At 72.3% G+C, this 19,054-nt stretch carries 16 protein-coding genes; 8 read left to right on the top strand and 8 right to left on the bottom strand.

Going from position 1 to position 19,054, the window contains the following annotated elements:
* Positions 1-75: 75 nt before the first annotated feature.
* Positions 76-639 carry a TetR/AcrR family transcriptional regulator gene (locus tag ABD324_RS06375; RefSeq protein WP_344413341.1) on the top strand — a complete coding sequence of 188 codons (564 nt, stop codon included), beginning with the start codon at positions 76-78 and terminating at the stop codon, positions 637-639.
* A gap of 7 nt (positions 640-646) precedes the next feature.
* On the opposite strand, the gene ABD324_RS06370 is transcribed toward ABD324_RS06375, so the two are convergent.
* Entirely contained in the window at positions 647-1,936 is a 1,290-nt protein-coding gene (locus tag ABD324_RS06370; RefSeq protein ID WP_344413338.1) for an LLM class flavin-dependent oxidoreductase, read from the bottom strand.
* Between the two features lie 9 nt (positions 1,937-1,945).
* The gene (locus ABD324_RS06365; protein WP_344413336.1) at positions 1,946-2,824 is read right to left on the bottom strand and encodes an SMP-30/gluconolactonase/LRE family protein; all 879 of its coding nucleotides are present in this window, start codon (positions 2,822-2,824) and stop codon (positions 1,946-1,948) included.
* A gap of 254 nt (positions 2,825-3,078) precedes the next feature.
* On the opposite strand from ABD324_RS06365, the gene ABD324_RS06360 reads away from it, so the two are divergent.
* From ABD324_RS06360 to ABD324_RS06330, 7 genes are all read left to right on the top strand, one after another.
* Positions 3,079-4,230: an LLM class flavin-dependent oxidoreductase gene (locus ABD324_RS06360; RefSeq protein ID WP_344413334.1), complete on the top strand. Its 1,152-nt coding sequence runs from the start codon at positions 3,079-3,081 to the stop codon at positions 4,228-4,230.
* A gap of 56 nt (positions 4,231-4,286) precedes the next feature.
* Positions 4,287-5,765, top strand: a complete 1,479-nt coding sequence (locus tag ABD324_RS06355; RefSeq protein WP_344413332.1) for an aldehyde dehydrogenase — start codon at positions 4,287-4,289, stop codon at positions 5,763-5,765.
* 170 nt (positions 5,766-5,935) lie between these two features.
* Positions 5,936-7,051 carry a carboxylesterase family protein gene (locus tag ABD324_RS06350; protein ID WP_344413330.1) on the top strand — a complete coding sequence of 372 codons (1,116 nt, stop codon included), beginning with the start codon at positions 5,936-5,938 and terminating at the stop codon, positions 7,049-7,051.
* A 293-nt stretch (positions 7,052-7,344) separates the two neighbouring features.
* Entirely contained in the window at positions 7,345-8,583 is a 1,239-nt protein-coding gene (locus ABD324_RS06345; RefSeq protein ID WP_344413328.1) for an amidohydrolase family protein, read from the top strand.
* Positions 8,580-8,984, top strand: coding sequence for a Zn-ribbon domain-containing OB-fold protein (locus ABD324_RS06340; protein WP_344413326.1), 405 nt, complete (start codon positions 8,580-8,582; stop codon positions 8,982-8,984). Before ABD324_RS06345 ends, ABD324_RS06340 begins: the two co-directional genes overlap by 4 nt.
* Positions 8,981-10,105: a thiolase family protein gene (locus ABD324_RS06335; RefSeq protein ID WP_344413323.1), complete on the top strand. Its 1,125-nt coding sequence runs from the start codon at positions 8,981-8,983 to the stop codon at positions 10,103-10,105. Before ABD324_RS06340 ends, ABD324_RS06335 begins: the two co-directional genes overlap by 4 nt.
* A gap of 1 nt (position 10,106) precedes the next feature.
* Positions 10,107-11,087 carry an alpha/beta hydrolase gene (locus ABD324_RS06330; RefSeq protein WP_344413321.1) on the top strand — a complete coding sequence of 327 codons (981 nt, stop codon included), beginning with the start codon at positions 10,107-10,109 and terminating at the stop codon, positions 11,085-11,087.
* Between the two features lie 19 nt (positions 11,088-11,106).
* Here ABD324_RS06330 and ABD324_RS06325 read toward each other — a convergent pair whose 3' ends face one another.
* The 6 genes from ABD324_RS06325 to ABD324_RS06300 all read right to left on the bottom strand — a co-directional run bounded on the left by ABD324_RS06325 (position 11,107) and on the right by ABD324_RS06300 (position 19,027).
* Entirely contained in the window at positions 11,107-13,290 is a 2,184-nt protein-coding gene (locus ABD324_RS06325) for a molybdopterin-containing oxidoreductase family protein (protein ID WP_344413319.1), read from the bottom strand.
* Positions 13,287-14,648 (bottom strand): hypothetical protein, encoded by a 1,362-nt coding sequence (locus tag ABD324_RS06320; protein ID WP_344413317.1) that lies wholly within the window; start codon positions 14,646-14,648, stop codon positions 13,287-13,289. The genes ABD324_RS06325 and ABD324_RS06320 overlap by 4 nt, the downstream gene beginning before the upstream one ends.
* On the bottom strand, positions 14,645-15,562 hold the full coding sequence (locus tag ABD324_RS06315; RefSeq protein WP_344413315.1) for an SDR family NAD(P)-dependent oxidoreductase: 918 nt from the start codon (positions 15,560-15,562) through the stop codon (positions 14,645-14,647). Before ABD324_RS06315 ends, ABD324_RS06320 begins: the two co-directional genes overlap by 4 nt.
* A gap of 25 nt (positions 15,563-15,587) precedes the next feature.
* Positions 15,588-16,502: an LLM class F420-dependent oxidoreductase gene (locus tag ABD324_RS06310; RefSeq protein ID WP_344413313.1), complete on the bottom strand. Its 915-nt coding sequence runs from the start codon at positions 16,500-16,502 to the stop codon at positions 15,588-15,590.
* A gap of 22 nt (positions 16,503-16,524) precedes the next feature.
* The gene (locus ABD324_RS06305; protein WP_344413311.1) at positions 16,525-18,012 is read right to left on the bottom strand and encodes an MFS transporter; all 1,488 of its coding nucleotides are present in this window, start codon (positions 18,010-18,012) and stop codon (positions 16,525-16,527) included.
* A gap of 397 nt (positions 18,013-18,409) precedes the next feature.
* The gene (locus ABD324_RS06300; protein ID WP_344413309.1) at positions 18,410-19,027 is read right to left on the bottom strand and encodes a TetR/AcrR family transcriptional regulator; all 618 of its coding nucleotides are present in this window, start codon (positions 19,025-19,027) and stop codon (positions 18,410-18,412) included.
* Between the last annotated feature and the right edge of the window lie 27 nt (positions 19,028-19,054).

Raw genomic sequence — 19,054 nt, 5'->3', positions numbered from 1 at the left:
TAAGTGGGGTGGTACCCCGGTTATACCTGGGCTACGATATCGAGGGCCACCCCACTTGTCGAGGAGAGGAGCGCCGTGCCTCCGGTGAAGACGTTGCGCGCGGACGGGCGCCGCAACCGGGAGCGGCTGCTCGTGGCCGCCGCGGAGCTCATCCGCCAGGAGGGTGCGCAGGCATCGCTCGAGGAGATCGCGCGCCGCGCGGGTCTCGGCTCGGCGACCCTGCACCGGCACTTCCCGTCCCGGCACGCGCTCCTGGAGGCGGTGTACCGCGAGGGCGTCGAGCAGCTGTGCGACCACGCCGCGGCGCAGCCCGGCACGGACCCGGCCGCCGAGCTGGACACCTGGGTCGAGCAGACGACGGCCTACATCGCCGACAACCGCGGGCTCGGGATCGCCCTGCTCGGCGGGTCGGACGGGGACGGCCTCTCCGCGGACGAGATCTGCGTGACGGACCGGCTGATCGACGAGCTGCAGATCCTGGTCGACCGGGCCGCGGCCGCGGGCGTGCTGCGCGCCGGCGTCACCGGTGCCGACCTGATGACCCTGATGAACGCCATCGGGGCGGCGACCGAGAAGGACTCCGTGACCGCCCGGCGCCTCGTGCGCCTGGCGCTCACGGGCGTCCACCCCTGCCCCTGACCGGCGCTCAGGGGTCGAGGCGGCGCGCCACGGCGGCCATCCTCGCCAGCTCGACCAGGACGTCCCGGATGTGCGGGGGATGGGCATCGGGATCCTCCAGCGGTGGCCGGCTCAGCCCGTAGGCGTCGACGAGCGGCGCCGGTCGGTCGACCGTCCGCTCCCTGCGGGCCAGCGCGGCCTCGACGTACGGGGCCAGTTCCGCGTCCCGCCGTGCCCGGATCGCGGCGTGCTCCGCGGCGAAGGCGGGCAGCACCTCGGCCGCGAACAGCTCCAGCGAGGCCCGGACCTGGTCGTACGGAAGCCGTCCGAACTGGTGGAGCAGGATCGTCTGGTCGAGCCCGGCCTCTTGGTACTCGCGCAGCCGCTCGGTGAGCTCGGACGGGGAGCCGATGGCGTGCCCGCCGCGGTGCGGGATCGTGCCGCCCAGCTCCTCACGCACGATCTCCGAGCGCTCCCACACCTCCGTCGCGCCGGGCCGGTGCCGACCGAACACGTGGTAGTGCCGCACGGCGTAGGTGAAGAAGCTGCCGGCGCGCTCGCCACGGTCGCGCGCCACGTCGGCGTCGGGGTGGCAGTGGAAGGGCACCATGGTCGCGACCCGTGGGTTCACGGTGTGCCCGATCGGCACGCACTCCCGCCGGAAGATCTCGTGGTACTCCTCGACGACGGCCCTGGCCTCGGCCGCGTCGAAGAAGGAGTGGGCCAGGGCGCCGAGACCGAGGCGTGCGGCGAGCCGGACCGTCTCGTCGTCCGAGCAGGCGATCCACAGTGGTGGATGGGGGCGCTGCGTCGGCTTGGGCACGACGTTGCGCGCCGGCATGGCGAAATGCGTGCCGGTGTACCCGGGATAGGGCTCCCGGGCCATCATCTCGGTGACCTGACCGAGTGCCTCCAGCGACATCGCCTGTCGCAGTACGGGATCGACGCCGAAGCCCTCCAGCTCCACGCGGGTCTTCGAGTGACCGACGCCGAACTCGACGCGGCCGCGCGAGAGCAGGTCCAGGGTGGCGATCCGCTCGGCGACCCGCGCCGGCTCGTTGTACCCGGGGGGCAGCAGGACGACGGCGTGCCCCAGCCGGATCGTGCGCGTCCGCTGGCTCGCGGCGGCGAGGAAGACCTCGGGGGCCGACGAGTGCGAGTACTCCTCCAGGAAGTGCTGCTCGGGAGCCCAGGCGTAGCCGAATCCGAGCCGGTCCGCGAGCTCGACCTGGTCGAGGCTCTCCTGGAACAGGTCCAGCTCGGCATCGGGTCCCCAGGGCCGGGGGAGCTGCTGGGCGAAGTAGAGCCCGAACTCCACCACGGCCTCCTAGCTCGCCGGGACGGCCACACGGACCGTCTCGACCACCGACTCGGTGGTGCCCGCCGCGATGGCCTCCACACCACCGAGCAGGCACAGGACGAACAGGGTGCGGCCGTCGTGCCCGCCGAGCGCGCACGCCAGCGGCATCTTCGCCGTGATGTCGTCCGAGATCGGGACGACGTCGGTGACCGTGCCGCCCTCCACGATCCGGCGGAGCACCCCCTGCAGCGGCGACGCCGTCCAGATCGCGCCCTCCCGGTCGGCGGCGATCCCGTCGGCGCTGCCCGGGGCCAGGTCGGCCCAGACGCGGCGGTTCGTCAGGCGGCCGTCCGGCTCGCGGTCGAAACCGATGAGCCGGGCCGAGGGGAACGAGGCGACGACGTAGGTGCCGTCGGGGAGCAGGACCGGGCCGTTGGGATCGTCGACCTCGGTGGCGACCACGCGCGCCGAGCCGTCGGGCTCGACCAGGATCACCCGGCCGTCCGCGGCGACCGGGCGCGGCGCGGCGGGATCGTGGGTGCCCATCGAGCCCACGTACGCGCGGCCCTGTGCGTCGACCACCATGTCGTTCAGCCCGCCGACGGCCAGCTCGGCGAGATCGGCGTGCACGGCGACCTCGCCCGGCGCGTCGAGGCGGAGGATCTGCGGGCGCGCCATGTTCGCGACCAGCAGCCGGCCGTCCGGGAGGAACCCGAGGCCGCAGGGGTGCTCCCCGTCCGCGAACTCGTGGACCGTCTCCAGGTTGCCGGCCTCGTCGACGCGCAGCACGCGATGGCCGAAGATGTCGGAGAACCAGAGCCGCCCCGCGTGCCAGCGAGGCGCCTCGGCGAACCGCAGGCCGCCGACGAGCGGGACGGCCGGGCTGGTCAGGGTCGGATCGGGCACCTGGGCTCCTTCGCGGACAGCGGCGTCGGGACGCGAGATTCGAACGTGAGTAGGTTCGAAGTCGAGTCGGAATGAGACACCTGCTCACGAGTGCGCGTCAAGTGGGGGACCCCTCCGTTCCGGTCTTGACGGGGGTGGGGCCGCCTGCGATCCTGGCTCGACCAGATTCGAATCGGATTCGAGTTGCTGTGCTCCCGCGCCTCGGCAACCGCTCCGCCCGCGGCTGCCGTCGTCGGACTCCCGAGGAAGTGACCATGAAGATCGGCGTCCATCTCTACTTCCAGAACTACACGGACTGGGACCGCTTCAAGTCGAAGCGGCCCGGCCCTCCGGCGATCACCGACCAGCAGATCTACGAGGAGGACCTCCACCTCGCCGGCCTGGTCGAGCCGCTCGGCTTCGACTCCTACTGGGCGGTCGACCACCACTTCACGCCCTACGCCATGACCGGTGGCGCACTCCAGCACCTCACCTACATGGCGGGGAGGACGACCACGCTCGACTTCGGCTCGATCGTGGTGGTCCTTCCCTGGTACGACCCGCTCGCCGTGGTCGACCAGATCAGTGTGCTGGACAACATGCTGCAGGGCCGGCAGCTCACCATCGGCCTCGGCCGGGGCGCCGCGAAGCAGGAGTTCGACCGGTTCCGCGTCCCGATGCCGCACGCCCGCGGCCGGTTCGCCGAGTCGGTCGAGATCCTCCGCCGGGCGCTGACGAACGAGTGGTTCTCGTTCTCCGGCGAGCACTTCGAGATCCCGGAGACCTCGATCCGCCCCGGCTTCCGCAATCCCGAACGGTTGCTGGAACGGATGCGCATCGCCTGGCAGAGTCCCGACACCCTGCCCATCGTGGCCAACTCCGGCCACGGCGTGATCATGACCAACACGAAGAGCTGGGACGAGTACGCCGAGGACATCCAGCAGGTCAACAAGATCCGCCGGAGCATCGGTCTCGAGCCGACGCAGCCCACCGTCCAGGTCATGCTGTCGTGCTTCGACACCGAGGCCGAGGCCTGGGACGTCATGTCGACGCACATGCTGGAGAGCTACAACAGCAGTGCCAAGCAGTACGGTCTCGACGACCCGTCGCAGTTCATCGGGGTCAAGGGTTACGAGCACTACGCGAAGGTCCCGCCGTACCTGGGCCCGGGCACGGACCCGGAGAAGGACGCGCAGATGCTCGAGTACGCCGCGCGTCCACAGGCCTGGGGCACACCGGACCAGGTCTTCGAGAAGCTGCAGTTCATCCAGCAGAAGACGGGCGCCGTCGAGTTCATCGTCAACCCGCGGTTCGGCGGGATGTCCGCCGAGGCGGCGGAGCGCTCGATGCGGTTGTTCGCCGCCGAGGTACTGCCCCGGCTGCAGGCGATCGACGCCCCGTTGCCGGAGACCCTGCAGGGGGAGTGATTCCCCGGGCGCCGGTGCACGCCCGCACCGGCGCCCCGTCACGACCGAGGAGAGCAGTGACCAGCACGCCGACCAGCACGGCGACCGAGCTCGACCGCCCCCGCTTCTTCGTCGACGGCGAGTGGGTGACCCCGCGGGGGAGCGAGACGCACCGCGCGATCGAGGCCGCGACGGGTGAGCCGTTGGGCACCGCCGCACTCGGGACGGCGGCGGACGTCGACGACGCCGTGCGTGCCGCACGCCGGGCGCTCGACGCGGGCCCCTGGGGCCGCACCACCCCGGCCGAGCGGGCCGCGGTGCTCCGCCGGGTCGCCGACGCGCTCGCCGCGCGGGCCGCGGACACGTCACGGCTCGTCAGCCGCGAGAACGGGATGCCGATCCGGCTCTCGGAGGGCAGCAACGGCATCGTCCCGCCCGTATTGCTGCGCATGTACGCGGACCTGGTCGAACGCCTGCCGTTCGAGGAGGTACGGCGCAGCCCGACCGGCGCGACGATCGTGCGGCGTGAGCCGGTCGGCGTCGTGGGCGCGATCACGCCGTGGAACTACCCGCAGGCCCTGGCCATGTTCAAGATCGCCCCGGCCCTCGCGGCGGGCTGCACGGTCGTGCTCAAACCCTCGCCGGAGACCGCGCTGGACTCCTACGTCCTCGGCGACGCCGCGGTCGAGGCCGGTCTCCCGCCGGGTGTGCTGAACATCGTGCTGGCCGGACGCGAACCCGGGCGCTCGCTGGTGTCCCATCCGCTCGTCGACAAGATCGGGTTCACCGGCTCGACGGCCGCGGGCCGTGCCATCGGTGCCGAGTGCGGCCGGCTGATCCGCCGCTGCACCCTCGAGCTGGGCGGCAAGTCCGCGGCGATCGTGCTCGACGACGCCGACCTGGACCTGCTGCGCGCCGGGCTGTCGACCGCGGCCTTCCAGAACAACAGCCAGACCTGCACCACCCAGTCCCGCATCCTCGCCCCGCGCTCGCGCTACACCGAGGTCGTCGACGCCGTCGCCCAGTTCTGCCGCGAGCTGGTGGTCGGCGACCCGCTCGACCCGGCGACCACGCTCGGCCCGATGGTCAGCGAGGACCATCGTGACCGCGTGCTCGGCTACGTCGACATCGCGCGGGCCGCCGGGGCGCGGCTCGTCACCGGAGGTGGCCGGCCCCGAGGTCTGGACCGGGGGTGGTTCGTCGAACCCACCGTCTTCGCCGACGTCGACAACGCCGACCGGCTCGCCCGGGAGGAGGTCTTCGGCCCGGTCATCGCCGTGATCCCGTACGACGACGACGAGGACGCCGTCCGGATCGCCAACGACTCGGAGTACGGCCTGGCCGGGTCCGTCTGGACCGCGGACGAGGACCGCGGGCTCGCGCTGGCCGGCCGCGTGCGTACCGGCACGATCGGGCTCAACCGCTACAGCATCGACCTCGGCGCCCCGTTCGGCGGGATGAAGGCCTCCGGGCTGGGCCGCGAGCTGGGACCCGAGGCCCTCGACGCGTACCTCGAGTACAAGTCGCTCTACGTCGGTGCGGACCGTCTGGGCTGATCGCCCACGAGATCGGGGAGCCGGTGTTCCACCGCCGGCTCCCCGGCTCTGCTGTGACCGCGGTCTCGACAAGTGGGGGGCCACTCCCTATGCTGGCCGAACCAACCGGGGGGATACCCCGTTTTCGTGTCGGTCGGCGGTGGGCGGGCCGGCACGGAAGGGAGATCACCATGTCGCACCTGACCGTCACCCTGGCCGAGGGGATCGTGCAGGGAGGCCGGGATCGCCGGTTTCCGCAGGTCCGCACGTTCTTCGGGCTTCCGTACGCCGCTCCGCCCGTGGGCTTCCTGCGCTTCGCCCCGCCCGTGGCGTGCCCGAGCTCCGACTCCTGGTCGCCGCTCGGGAGTGCCGGCGCTCCCCGGGCCCTCGATGCGGCGTTCGCGGAGGCCTCCTGTCTCACGCTCGACGTCTGGGTTCCCGCCGAGGCGCAGGACCGCCCGGTGCTCGTGTGGCTCGACGACGAGCCGCAGCTTCCGGGGCGGACGCACCGGTTCTGCGCCGAACTCGCCGCCGAGCAGGGGATCGTCGTCGTCGCGCCCCGATACCGCCGGGGTGCGCTGGGCTATCTCGACCTGACCGCGCTGCATCCCGGTCTCGGCAACGGCAACTTCGGACTGCTGGACCAGATGGAGGCCCTGACCTGGGTCGCGACCCACGCTCGCGCCTTCGGTGGTGATCCGACCGCCATCACGGTCTCGGGACGGGGGGAGGGGGTGCACGCCGCAGCGCTGCTCGCCGGCCTGCCGCGGACGAGCCCGCTGGTCCGCCGGTTGCTGCTGCCGGCGGGCGCACCCTCGATCCGGGTGCAGACCCCGGTCGCGGCGGCCCGGGTGGCGGCCGCGTTCCTCGACGTCCTCGCCACCGATCCCGCCGCACGGGGCGACCTGCGGGAGATCGACGCGGGGGCGATCATCCGGGCCGAGGCCGCGCTCGGGTGCCCCGCGGGGAGCTCCCCGTTCGGCCTGGTGGCCCACGACGACCTGCCCTTCGGTGACCTGACCGCGCTGCTGCGCGGGGCGATCTCCCCGGTGGAGGTCCTGGCCGGGAGCTACTGCACCGAGTACCGCGGGAGATCGGCGATGTGGACGGTGTGGCGCTGCGGCGAGGACCGCGCCGCCGAGCGACTCCCGACGGCGGTCCTGCGTACCCCGGCCGATCGCGGCAGCGGGTTCGGCGCGGTGGTCGGGGCCTTCGTGCGGACGGGTGAGCCTGCGATCGGTCGATCCGCGCTGCCGCTCGTCCGCAGCGCGGTCGGAGTGGTGCCGCGGGATCGCGCCGTCCGGTAGGCCGGTCGGACCCCGGGTGTCACCGGCGTCCTTGTTCGGAGCGCGAGCGCCGTGTTAGTTTCAAAGTGCGTTCGAAAGCTGCGGCGGACCGATCCGGGGTCGGCAGCATGCTGCAGCCGGGCCCGGACGTCGAGGCCTTCCGTCGCAACGGTTCCTCCGCGCCCGGCGTGTGGCTGCGAACGGATCGTGGAGCCCTGGCGCCCCGCCGGGCGCCGCGGCGACCTGCTCGTCGACGGATCCCCGCCTCCCGGCCGCGCTGACCGACACCACCACTACCCGAGGGTGAGGAACCGATGACCGCACCAGAACTTCCCCAGATCATTTCCGTGGACGACCACCTGGTGGAGCCCGCGCACCTCTTCGAACAGTGGTTGCCGAAGAAGTTCCACTACGGAGCACCCCGCGTGGAACGCCGGACGGTCAGCATGGACACCGATCTGTTCGGCTTCGAGGAGGACCCCGACGGGATACCGAGCGACGTCTGGGTCTTCGGCAGGTCCGTCTACGTGCCGCGCCGTGCCGTGGTCGTGCTCGACGGCGTCCACACCTCCTCCGAGATGCGGGACAAGGAGCCCGTCACCTTCGACGAGATGGACCCGGCCTGCTACGACCCGCAGGCGCGGATGAAGGCGATGGACGAGCAGGGGGTCGAGGCGTCGCTCGGGTTCCCCTCGTTCCCGCGGTTCTGCGGGCAGGCCTTCAGCGAGGAGACCGAGAACGACCGCGACCTGGGCGTGGCGCTGATCCGCGCCTACAACGACTGGCAGGTCGAGGAGTGGGGTGGCGACTCGGGCGGACGGCTGGTCCCGGTCCCCGTCGTCCCGCTCTGGGACGCCGGGCTGGCCGCGGCCGAGGTGCGGCGCAACGCCGCCCGGGGGGTGCACGCGGTGGCCTTCAGCGAGGTCGTCGGGCACCTGGGCTACCCGAGCATCCACCACGGCAACTGGGATCCCTTCTTCGCCGCGTGCCAGGAGACCGAGACGGTGGTGTGCATGCACATCGGCTCGTCGTCGCTGCTGATGCCGCTGCCGCCGCAGGCACCCCTGCTCCTCCTGCCGGTCATGCAGTTCGCGAACTCGTACGCGTCCATGGCGGACTTCGTGTTCTCGGGCGTGCTCGACCGGTTCCCGAACCTCAAGCTCGCCTACTCCGAGGGCCAGGCCGGCTGGATCCCGTACGCCATGGAGCGGATGGACCACGCGTACGCGCACCACACCTGGGCGCTGGGCGACGAGAAGCTGAAGGAGAAGCCCTCCACCTACGTGCGGCGCAACATGTGGGGCTGCATCTTCGCGGACAAGCACGCGATCGCCAGCGCGGAGCACATCGGCGTGGGCAACCTGATGTTCGAGGTGGACTTCCCCCACAGCGACGGGCCGTTCCCGCACACGCGCAGCCACCTCGCGGACCAGTTCGCCGGTGTCGATCCGGTGACCACCTACCGCATCGTGCGGGGCAACGCCATCCGTCTCTACCAGCTGCCCTTCGACGAGCACCTCGACGCCGACGGCCGCCCGCTGGACACGGCGTGACCGTGCCGGACAGACCGGTCCCGCATCCGTCGCCGCTCACCGCGCCCTTCTGGGCCGGATGCCGGGAGAACCGCCTGCTGGTCCAGCGCTGCGACAAGTGCGGGACCCATGTCTTCACCCCGCAGGAGTTCTGCCGGGAGTGCCACGCCGATGCCCTGACCTGGGTGGAGTCCGCGGGTACCGGGAGTGTCCTGACCTTCACGGTCGTGTGGCGCCCCCAGACGCCGGCGTTCGAGGTGCCGTACGTCGTCGCCGTCGTCCGCCTCGACGAGGGCTACGAGATGCTCACGAACATCGTCGACGCGGCCCCCGACGCGGTCGCGATCGGCGCGCCCGTGCGGGTGCGGTTCACCCCGGTGACCGAGGCGATCACGTTGCCCTGCTTCGGGATCGCCGCGTGAAGCGCCGCGAGGTCGTCGTGGCCGGGGTGTACAACACACCTCAGGCACGGGTGCTCGAGGGTCAGACCTCGGAGTCGGTCACGCTGGCCGCGATCACCGGGGCGCTCGACGACGCGGGCCTGACCGTCGCCGAGATCGACGGGCTGACCGTGCTGTCGGGCCTGCAGTACCGCGGCGGCGCCGACGCGTTCGGGTACGCGCTCGGCATCGCGCGCTTCTGGACCGGTGCGCAGGTGCCCGGTCCGGCCGCGGTCGTCGAGGCGGCAGCCGCGATCGAGGCCGGGGCGTGCGACACCGTCGTGCTCGCGGGCGGACAGGCCGGGGTCTACACGGACCGGTCCGCGGTCGCCCCATGGGCGCGGCCGGCACACGAGTTCATCGAGTGCTGGGGCCTGATGACCCCGGCGGAGTGGGCGCTGGCGGCACAGCAGTACCTGCACCGCTTCGCGGTCCCGCGGGAGAAGATCGCGCACGTCGCCGCGGTCATCCGCAACAACGGCTCCCGCAACCCCGAAGCCGTGTACCACGGTCGCGGCCCCTACACGGCCGAGGACGTCCTGGCGTCGCGGATGATCGCCGATCCCTACCACCTGCTGGACTGCGCCACGACCAGCGAGGGCGGTTCGGCGCTGGTGCTGACGACCGCGGAGCGTGCCGCCGATCTCGACGTGCACGCCGTGCGCGTGCTCGGCGGGGCCTGGGACAGCTGGGGGCCGACCTACACCCACCCACCGACCTACGACCGGGTCGCGATGTGGGGCCGCAAGGCCGGGGACGCCGCGTTCGCGCAGGCCGGGATCGGCCGCGAGGACGTGGACGTCTTCGAGCTCTACGACAACTTCTCGTGGGAGATCGTCCGGTACTTCGAGGCCCTGCGGTACTGCGACGTCGGCGAGGGTCCCGATCTCGTCGCCGGGGACGCGATCGAGGCGACCGGCCGCTATCCGATCGTCACCGACGGCGGGACGATGTCGCACTCGCACACCGGCGAGTCCCAGCGACTGCAGCGGGTCGTCCAGGCCGTGCGCCAGCTCCGCGGGGAGAGCGCGGCGAACCAGGTCGCCGGGGCCGAGATCGCGCTGGTCGCCGTGATCGGCGAAGTCCTGCTGCTCGGGGCCTGAGATGACGGGTACCGATCTCTCACCGATCCGTCCGCCGTTCGATCCGGAGCTCGCCGCCGCGCTCGCCGCCGCCGAGGACGTCCCGACGACGGTCACCCCGGAGATGCTGGCCGGGTTGCGGGAGTCCGCATCGGCGTCCGCCCCGTCGCTCACCGCGATCGCCGCCACCCACGGGGTCGCGGTCCGGACCGTCACCGTCTCGCGGGCGGGGGCCCCGGACCTGCGACTCCTCGTGGCCGAGCCGCCGACCGTCCGCACCGCATCGCCTGCGGTCTACTGGATCCACGGCGGCGGGGTCGTGCTCGGCGACTTCCGCTTCGGTCTCGACCTGGTGCTGCCGTGGGCCGTCCGGTTCGGGGTGCCGGTCGTGTCCGTCGACTACCGGCTGGCGCCGGCCCACCCCGATCCCGCTGCCGTGGAGGACTGCTACGCGGGGCTGGCCTGGCTGGCCGTCCACGCCGACGAGCTCGGTGTGGACGGTTCCCGGCTGGTCCTCGCCGGGCACAGCGCCGGCGCGGGGCTCGCCGCCGGGACCGCCCTGCTGGCCCGGGACCGCGGTGGCCCCCGGGCCGCAGGGCAGCTCCTGCTGTGCCCCATGCTCGACGACCGCGAGCTCACCCCCGCGAGCCGCCAGCTCGACGGCGTGGGTGTCTGGGACCGGACCGCCAACCGCACAGCGTGGGAGGCCCGGCTCGGGGCGCGCCGGGGCGGCCCCACGGTCTCGCCGTACTCCGCCCCGTCGCGGGCCGGGGACCTGAGCGGGCTCCCGCCGGCCTTCGTCGACGTGGGCTCGGTCGACACGTTCCGGGACGAGGCCGTCGACTACGCCACCAGGATCTGGCAGGCGGGCGGCGCGGCCGAGCTGCATGTCTGGCCGGGCGCGTATCACTGCTTCGAGATCCTGGCCCCCGCCGCCGCCCTCTCGGTGGCCGCCACGGAACGGCGCACGGACTGGCTGCGGCGGATCCTCCGGCCGTCCTGACCGGCCGGAGGTGCGACGGTCAGCGCCGGCCGCGCGGAGCGGGACCGACCGCGACCGGGACGTTGCTCATCCGCGGCTGGCCCGAGAAGCGGTCGAACACGCCGTCGTCCGCGATGAGCCGGCCCGGGTTCGAGCCCAGTGCCCGGACGTCCTCGTCGTGGCCCGGCAGGTCGCCGAAGGAATGGCTGAGCGACACCGTCCCCGGCCGGACGGTGTCGTCCGCCTCCGCCACGGCGAGGATCGCGGCCCGGTCCGAGCGGATCTCGACGACGTCGCCCGCCTCGATGCCGAGCCCGGCGAGGTCACCGGAATGCAGGAACGCCGGATTGTGGCGGCTCCGCCCCGCGGGCACGGCGTAGGTCGGGGCGTTCATGACGTGCATCAGGCGGCGCGAGACCAGCCGGAACGGGTAGTCGCCGGGATCGTCCGCGGCGGTCAGCTCGGCCTGCAGATCGGCCATCATCACCGCGTTGCCGACCTCGAGCCGGCCCTCCCAGCCGGGATCGCGGGGCTTGACGTGCACGGGCGGGTCCGGGAACAGCGCGCCGCGCGGATGCCGTCGGATCTCCGCCAGCGGGATGCGCGAGCCCGTGTGGATGTGCTCCAGCAGCTCGTCGATGTCCGGGTCCCGTGACATGTCCGGCACGAGCGGGACGCTGCCCTCGATGTGGATCACCTCCCCGAGCGCGGGGTACAGCTCGAGCTGCAGGCCCATCCGGCCCGCGAGCCGGTGGAGCAGGCGCCACTGCTCGATGACGTCCGAGCCGGCCGGTGGGTCGACGATCGCCGGGGTGTAGTGCGCGTAGGACTCCGGCAGGCCGACGCCGTTGGCGTACAGGGGCAGGAAGTCCACCATCAGGTTCGTGCCCGGCATCTCGAAGGGCAGCGTGGTGGCGATGACGTAGTCGGCGAGCGCGGCGGTGGGCGACATCTGGATGTCCACCTGCACCAGCAGGTCCAGCGAGCGCAGCGCCTCGACCATCTTCAGCTGGTCCGGCACGCACGCCGCCGGGTTGCCACCGAGGCTGACCACGGCCCGCACCTGGCCGTCGCCGGGGAGCAGGATCTCGTCCGCCATCGCGGCGGTGGGCAGACCCGCCGCCGTCATGGTCAAGCCGCGCACCCGCAGCTGCTCGCCGTAGCCGTACGCGGGGAAGGGCGACAGCGCCTGCGCCTTGTCCGGCTGAATCACCGCCGGGACCAGCGACAGGGCGTTGCGCACCCGGTCACCGGCACGCATCCAGTGCCCGCAGAGGGTGTCCAGGCACAGCAGCAGGTACTCGACGAGGGTGCCCTTGGCGGACATGTTCGGCCCGGTCCCCGCCGCGGCGTAGCCCTTGCCGGCGCCGGCGAAGATCCGGGCGGCGGCCACGACGTCCTCGGCGGGGACGCCGGCGCGCTCGGCAACGAGATCGGGGGTGAAGGGCGCCACCGCCTCGCGCAGGGCGTCGACCCCGGTCACGTTCTCGGCCACGAACTCCGCGTCGCCGAGCTCCTCCGCGAGGACGACCCGCAGCATCCCGGCGAGGAGGGTGGCGTCCTCACCCGGGCGCGGCTGCAGGTGCAGGGTGGCTCGTTTCGCGGTCTCCGTCCGGCGCGGGTCGATCACGATCAACCGGCCCCCGCGTGCGGCGAGCCCGCGGAAGAAGTCGGCGGGGGCGCCGTTGCGGCCCTGGTGGCTCACGAACGGGTTGTTGCCCACGAGCAGGGCGACGTCCGGGTCGTCGAAGGCCTGGCTCGGGGCCATCCAGGCCCCGTGGAAGCCCTTGGCCAGCGGCTTGCCCGGCTGGTCGATCGTGCTCGTGGTGAAGGTGAGCGGCGAACCGACGGCCGTCATGAAGGCGTCGATCATCGACAGGTTCACGGGGCTGTCCATGGCCATGTAGGTGCCGCCGAACAGCGCGACGGCACGGGGCCCGAAGCGGTCGACGATGCCGGTCAGCTTCTCCGCGATCGCGCCGATCGCCTCTGCTGTCGGGATCGGGACGAACGTTCCGTCCGGACGGCGCTCCAGCGAGTGCAGCAGGCGTGCCGGGCTGGTGTAGCGAGCCGCCTGCGTGCGGCCCTTCACACACGTGTAGCCGCGGTAGATCGGGTTGGTGCGGTCTCCCGAGACGCTCTGCACGACGCCGTCCGCGATCTCGACGTCGACCGGGCAGAAGTTCATGCAGACCCGGCAGATCGACGGCACGGTGCGGCTCACCCGGAGACCTCCCGCCCGCGCACGAGCGGCCGGAACACACTGAACGCCAACGGGTACAGGTTCGCCGCGAACTCCGGCCGTCCGCGCCACCGGCAGATCCCGGGCGTCCGCTCGATGGGCTCGAACGCGACGCCGCCGCCGATCTCGCCGGCCGGGAAGACGAAGCCGACGAGATCGAAGAAGCGGGCAGTACGGTTCAGCTCGGGGTGGGCGTGCAGCACGGCACCGCCTTCCTGCAGGTTCGCGCCGACCTCGTCGGGTGCCAGCGCCGCCCGGGCGTCGTCCGGAGAGGTCGGCCCGGGGAAGCGCCGGCCCCACCTGGTGAACCAGGCCGCGTAGGGCGCCTCCCGGTGCGCCGAGTCCGGGTGCCAGGGCACGGGTTCGGGGAAGAACGCCATGAACGGCGAGACCCGGATCCCGGTGAGCTCGTACTGGCGTCTCCACGGGATCCGGGTCTCGACGACGACGGGAGCGTCGAACCGGCCGCGGTACGCGGCAGGCTGGGCCGCGAAGCGGGGGAGCGACGCGACGTAGTCCGGGCCGCTCATGCCCAGCTCGGCGGCGAAACCGGCGGCGACGAGCCCGTCGACCTGGCGCCGCCACTCCGCGTCGAGGTCGAGCTCGACCTCCTGCGAGGGATGGACCCCGCGCTGCGGTGCGGGGGGTTCCGGCGGGAACCCGACGTCGCGCTCGCGGCGGGCGACCCCGGCCGAACGACCGCCCGTGTAGGGCGCGCGGAAGTCTGGGTGCAGGTCGTACCCCGTCAGCAGCGAGCCGGGTACGGGTGGTTCGTCGCCCAGCCCCTCGGCCATCTCGTCGCCGTCGAATCGCGCGCAGACGATGCGCCCGCTGACCCGGATCCCGATCCGGGGCCACGTGCGCCGCTCGTCGAGGTAGTGGCCGGTGAACAGCCTGCTGTCCTGGGCGGCGACGATGTACTGGTTCATGCTGAGCAGCTCGCGGCCCTCGGCCCCCACCTGTTCGAGCAGCTCGGCCTCGTCGGTCCCCGGGTACGGGGCGTCGATCGCGGCCTCGTAGTCGAACCAGCCGGGCCGGCCACCGATGTTCTCCACCTCGGTGTCGGGATGGAGGCTGTAGCAGTCCATCGCCGGGAAGATCACCCCGAGCAGGTGGCGCGTGGCCCGGGTGGCGACCGCGGGCGGCAGGTACCCCACCCGGCGGCCCGCCCGGTCCAGCTGCGCCAGCTCGTCGGCCGTGTACGGGCACGGCGCGACCACGAGGCGCAGCCCCGCGATCTCGCCGCGCGCCGTCCAGATCCGCTGGTGGAGCGCAGTGAGGTGCGCCGGTGTCAGCTCCCCACCGCGTGGCTCGTCGAGGGCCTGGCCCGGAACCGTCACAGCGACATCCCGCCCCCGACGTCGACGGTCGTGCCCACGATCGAGCTCGCCGCGTCCGAGGCCAGGAAGGCGACCATGTTCGCCACCTCCTCGGGCAGCTGGTAGCGCTGGATCGCCGTGCGGCCGTGGTCGTAGAGGGTCTGCCAGGTGTCGGGCAGCAGCTCCCGGTCCGGGCCCCACATGCTGCCGGCGTTGACCCCGTTCACGAAGACGCCGTGCTTGGCCACCTCCTTGCCGAGGTGCCGGTTGAACGCGGCGACACCGGCCTTGAGCGTGCCGTAGAGGCCCAGGTCCGGGAGCACCGTCCGGGAGGCCTCCGATCCGATGTTGACGATGCGGCCGTAACCCTGCGGGATCATGTAGTCCAGCGCCGCCCGGCACGAGTGGATCGGCGCGGCGAGGGTCCCCGCGACCGCGGAGTCGATCTGCTCCGGGGTCACCGTGGCCAGCTCGCCCACGTAGGTCGTGACCGCGCTGTTGACCAGGATGTCGATCCGGCCCAGCCGCTCGTTCGCCTCGGCCAGGATCGCCCGGATGCCGGTGTGGTCGAGGGCGTCGCCGTAGATCCCGATCGCCTCGACGTCCCACCGGTCGGAGACCGTCTTGGCCAGCTCCTCGGCCGACGGTCCGGGCTTGCGGCCCCACGACTCCTGGAGCGCCGCCGCCGCGGCGGGCTCCATGTCGACGATCGCGACGTCCGCGCCCAGCCCGGCCAGCCGGTGGACGATGGCCTGGCCCAGGTTGATCCCCGCGCCGCCGGTCACGACCGCCTTGCGGCCCTTCAGGCTCATCACGTCCGTGACGCGCTGGTCGATGGTGTGGAGCGGGATGCGTGCCTCGTCCCACCAGACGGTGTTGTCGGAGCCCGCCGCGACGTGCTTCTCCAGCACGTCCTTGAGGAAGTCCTCGGGCATCGGTGTGGTCCTCTCCTCGTGCGGGTCAGAGACCGGCGCGCGTGCGGACCAGGTCCAGTGCGCGGAGGGTCTCGTCGGGGGTGGGTGCCGGGGAGGTCGCGGCGACCGCGCTGACCTCCAGCCACTCGTCGGGGGTCACGGCTCGGCCGGGATGGTTGTAGAGCATCACGACGAGCCGGTCGGCGCCGGCCTCGGCGTACGCCTCCTGCAGCGCGGGGTCCGCCTCGTGCGTGAGCACCGAGATCTCGATCTCCGCCGGGTCCCGCCCGATCGCCTCGCACTCCGCGGTGATCGCTTTGCGCCCCACGGCGATCTGCTCGGGCGTGGGGAGCGTGGCCAGCCAGCCGTCCCCCCAGCGTGCGACGCGCCGGTAGGTGTACTCGGTGTTCATCCCGCCGATGACGACCGGCGGGCCCGGCCGCTGCGCGGGCAGCGGATCGATGATCACCTCGGGATACCGGAGGATCTTGCCGTCGTAGTCGGCCTGACCGTCCTTCCAGAGTCTGCGGCAGAAGTCGATCGTCTCCCGGGTGTAGGACCACCGGGTGTCGAAGTCGACGCCGAAGAGCTCGATCTCCTCGCGCATGTAGCCCACGCCGATGCCCAGCAGCAGCCGGCCGCCGGAGAAGTTGTCCACCGTGCTCGCCGCCTTGGCGAGGTTGAGCGGATGGCGCCCCGGCACCACGCAGACGCCCGTCGCCACCTTGAGCGTGGTCGTGGCGGCGGCGAGGAATCCCATCGTCACGAACGGGTCGGCCATCTCGCCGTAGAGCCGCGGGAAGTCGCCCCCGGTCATCGGGAACGGCAGATCGGTCTTCACGGGCAGAGCGGGATGGTCGGGCAGCCAGACCGAGTCGAACCCGGCCGCCTCGACCGCCCGGCCTAGCGTCACCGGGTCGATCGTGTACCCGGTGACGTAGAACAGCACTCCAACCTGCACGGCAGGGTCCCTTCGGAAGAGGTCAGGCCTGGGCGGGCGTGAGCGTCGCGGCGGTGGTCCGCGCGGAGCGCCGCCCGGCGAGCAGGTAGCTCAGGCCCACGCTCGCGACGCCCAGCGCGACGAGGAACAGGATGTTGGCGAGGATCGCGCCCCAGGACGGCGCACCCTCCGGGGTCAGGCCGCCGGAGAAGATCGCCGCGGCGATCTGGCCGCCCAGTACGCCACCGACGGACCGGACCACGTACACCGCGCCGCTGGCGCTGGCGACGCGTTCGGCGGGCACCACCCGGACGATCGTGTTGAGCGACTGGGTGAACCCGATGCCCAGGCCGAGGCCCATCAGCGCCGAGCACAGGTACGGCGTCCACGGCGCGCTGCCGATCGGCAGCAGGACCAGACCGGCGGCGACGATGAAGACCGCGCCGAGGATCATGGTGCCGCGCCGGCCGAGGAGCGGCTCGAGGCGCTGCGCGGTCGGCCCGGCGACCACGACCAGCAGGGCGTACGGCAGCAGGACGAGGCCTGCGGTCGAGGCGTCCCCGCCCATTCCGTAGCCGATCGCGACGGGCAGCAGGGCGATGGTCGGCAGGATCACGTACATCACGAAGGTGGCGATCGCGTGGGCGAAGTTGATCGACATGACGCCACGGATCTCCCGCTCGGCCAGCCCGTGCAGATCGACCAGGGGCGAGGAGTGCCGGCGCTCGACCACCACGAACAGGGCGAGCAGCAGGATCGTCGCGACGAGCAGGCCCAGCACGAGCGGAGAACCCCACCCCAGCGTCGTGGGGAAGGTGAGGCCGAGCAGGAGCGCCACCAGGGCCGCACCGAGGATCAGCGCGCCGGTCCAGTCGACCTTGCCCCCGACGACCGGCGGGCAGGTGGGGAGGGCACGTAGACCGATCAGCACCACGGCGGCGATCACGATCGTCGGGAACCAGTAGATGTAGGAGTAGTGCAGGTGCGTGACGATCGGGCCGACCGCGACGTAGGCGACTGCCGCGCCGAGACCACCACTGACCACGAAGATCGTGTTGGCGGTCCGTGCCCGCTCCAGCGGCTGGCTGTCCCGCATGATGCCGATGGCGATCGGGACGACGGCGACGCCGACCCCCTGGAGCATCTGCCCGGCGATGAGCAGCGGTGCGGTGCCGGCGAGGGCGGCGATGACGGCACCGAGCCCGGAGAGCCCGAGGACGACGAGGAAGACCTTCTTCTTGTCCGCGATGTCGGCGTACCGGGTCGCGAGCGGGAGACAGACCGCGCCGACGACCAACAGCCCGGTCAGCATCCACGCGCTCTGGGACCCCGTGATCCCGAGCTCCTTCTGCACGAACGGAACGATCGGGGCGACCATCATCTCCATCGTGAGATAGGCGAAGACGCCGAGTACGAGCAGGACGAGGGTGGTCAGGGATCCCTGGGACCCGGCGCCGTCCGCCGTCCCGGCGGCGACGGCGGGTGGCGCGTCCTGGGGATCGTTCGAGGTGGGGAGGCCATGACTGGACATGCTGATCCTCTCGACGGGTGACGTCCGGCCCGCGTGCTGCGGGCCGGACCAGGGACGCGGCGCGCCCCGCCACGAGGGCACGGCGGCGCATCCGCTCGGGACCGTGCCGAACGGTGCGGAACGGGCCGGTGCGGCCCGTTCGCGGAGTGCAGGGGTCGAACGAAGCGGCTGCCGCGTGGGGCCGCCGGAACCAGCCGTCGACGGGGCGCGCTCCGGATCCGTGGGTGCGCCCTGTTCGCCGGCGTCGGACGGCAGGACCTACCGGCCAACAATTCGAATCGCCTTCGAAATATGGCACGCGACACGTTCGGGGTCAAGCGCCGCGCAGGTCACGCTCCGGGCACGGTCCCGCGGCCGTCCTCCCGACGGCGTGGCCTGGCCGGTCCCGGCTCCGTGGTCAGGCCGGACCGGCCTCGGCGTCGTCCGCAGCCGAACCGGCGGCGAGCCCCGACCAGGCGATGTGGAGCTGGAGGGCGGCCATGGTGGCGGGGGAGCGACCGGGACCGGGCGGGGGCCAGGCGGCGGGCGAGATGCACATGCCGAGCAGGGTCAGCACGGTGATCGTGGGGTCGATGCCGGGCGAGATGTCACCGGCGGCGATGCCGTCCTTCAGGATGGACTTCCAGGCCTCGCGGTAGCGGGCCAGCAGCCGGGTGTCCTCCTCGGCCTCGATCTCGGTGCGCCGCGGGTCGTGGGCCTCGGTGAACCAGCGCGGCGAGGCCGTCCGGTGCCGGTCGACGTAGCGGTGCTGCGCCAGGATCGCCTTCTTGAGCTTCTCGCGAGGCGGCTCCTGGCCGGTCACGAGCTTCTCCAGCTTCACCACGACCTCGGTGAACTGCTGGCGGGTCACGAGCCGCAGCAGTGCCGCCTTGCTGCTGACGTGGTAGTACAGGCTGCCCTGGAGGACGCCGAGCTCCTTGGCGATGTCCTCGATCCGGGCGTTGTCGTAGCCCTTCTCGGCGAACACCTTGGCGGCCGCGTCGACGACCTGCTGCCGGCTGCGGATCTTGGTCATTCGCCCCTGCCCCTGCCCCCGCCACGA

It is taken from the genome of Pseudonocardia ailaonensis (assembly GCF_039531635.1).
Lineage (GTDB): Bacteria > Actinomycetota > Actinomycetes > Mycobacteriales > Pseudonocardiaceae > Pseudonocardia > Pseudonocardia ailaonensis.
The sequence above is the reverse complement of the archived record's forward strand: the minus strand, read 5'-3'. Positions and strand labels throughout refer to the sequence as shown.

Bases quoted from the DNA above. Each gene is read 5' to 3' on its own strand.
- ABD324_RS06350 (WP_344413330.1), top strand. From the start codon at position 5,936: ATGTCGCACCTGACCGTCACCCTGGCCGAGGGGATCGTGCAGGGAGGC.
- ABD324_RS06315 (WP_344413315.1), bottom strand. From the start codon at position 15,562: ATGCCCGAGGACTTCCTCAAGGACGTGCTGGAGAAGCACGTCGCGGCG.
- ABD324_RS06330 (WP_344413321.1), top strand. From the start codon at position 10,107: ATGACGGGTACCGATCTCTCACCGATCCGTCCGCCGTTCGATCCGGAG.
- ABD324_RS06300 (WP_344413309.1), bottom strand. From the start codon at position 19,027: ATGACCAAGATCCGCAGCCGGCAGCAGGTCGTCGACGCGGCCGCCAAG.
- ABD324_RS06345 (WP_344413328.1), top strand. From the start codon at position 7,345: ATGACCGCACCAGAACTTCCCCAGATCATTTCCGTGGACGACCACCTG.
- ABD324_RS06360 (WP_344413334.1), top strand. From the start codon at position 3,079: ATGAAGATCGGCGTCCATCTCTACTTCCAGAACTACACGGACTGGGAC.
- ABD324_RS06305 (WP_344413311.1), bottom strand. From the start codon at position 18,012: ATGTCCAGTCATGGCCTCCCCACCTCGAACGATCCCCAGGACGCGCCA.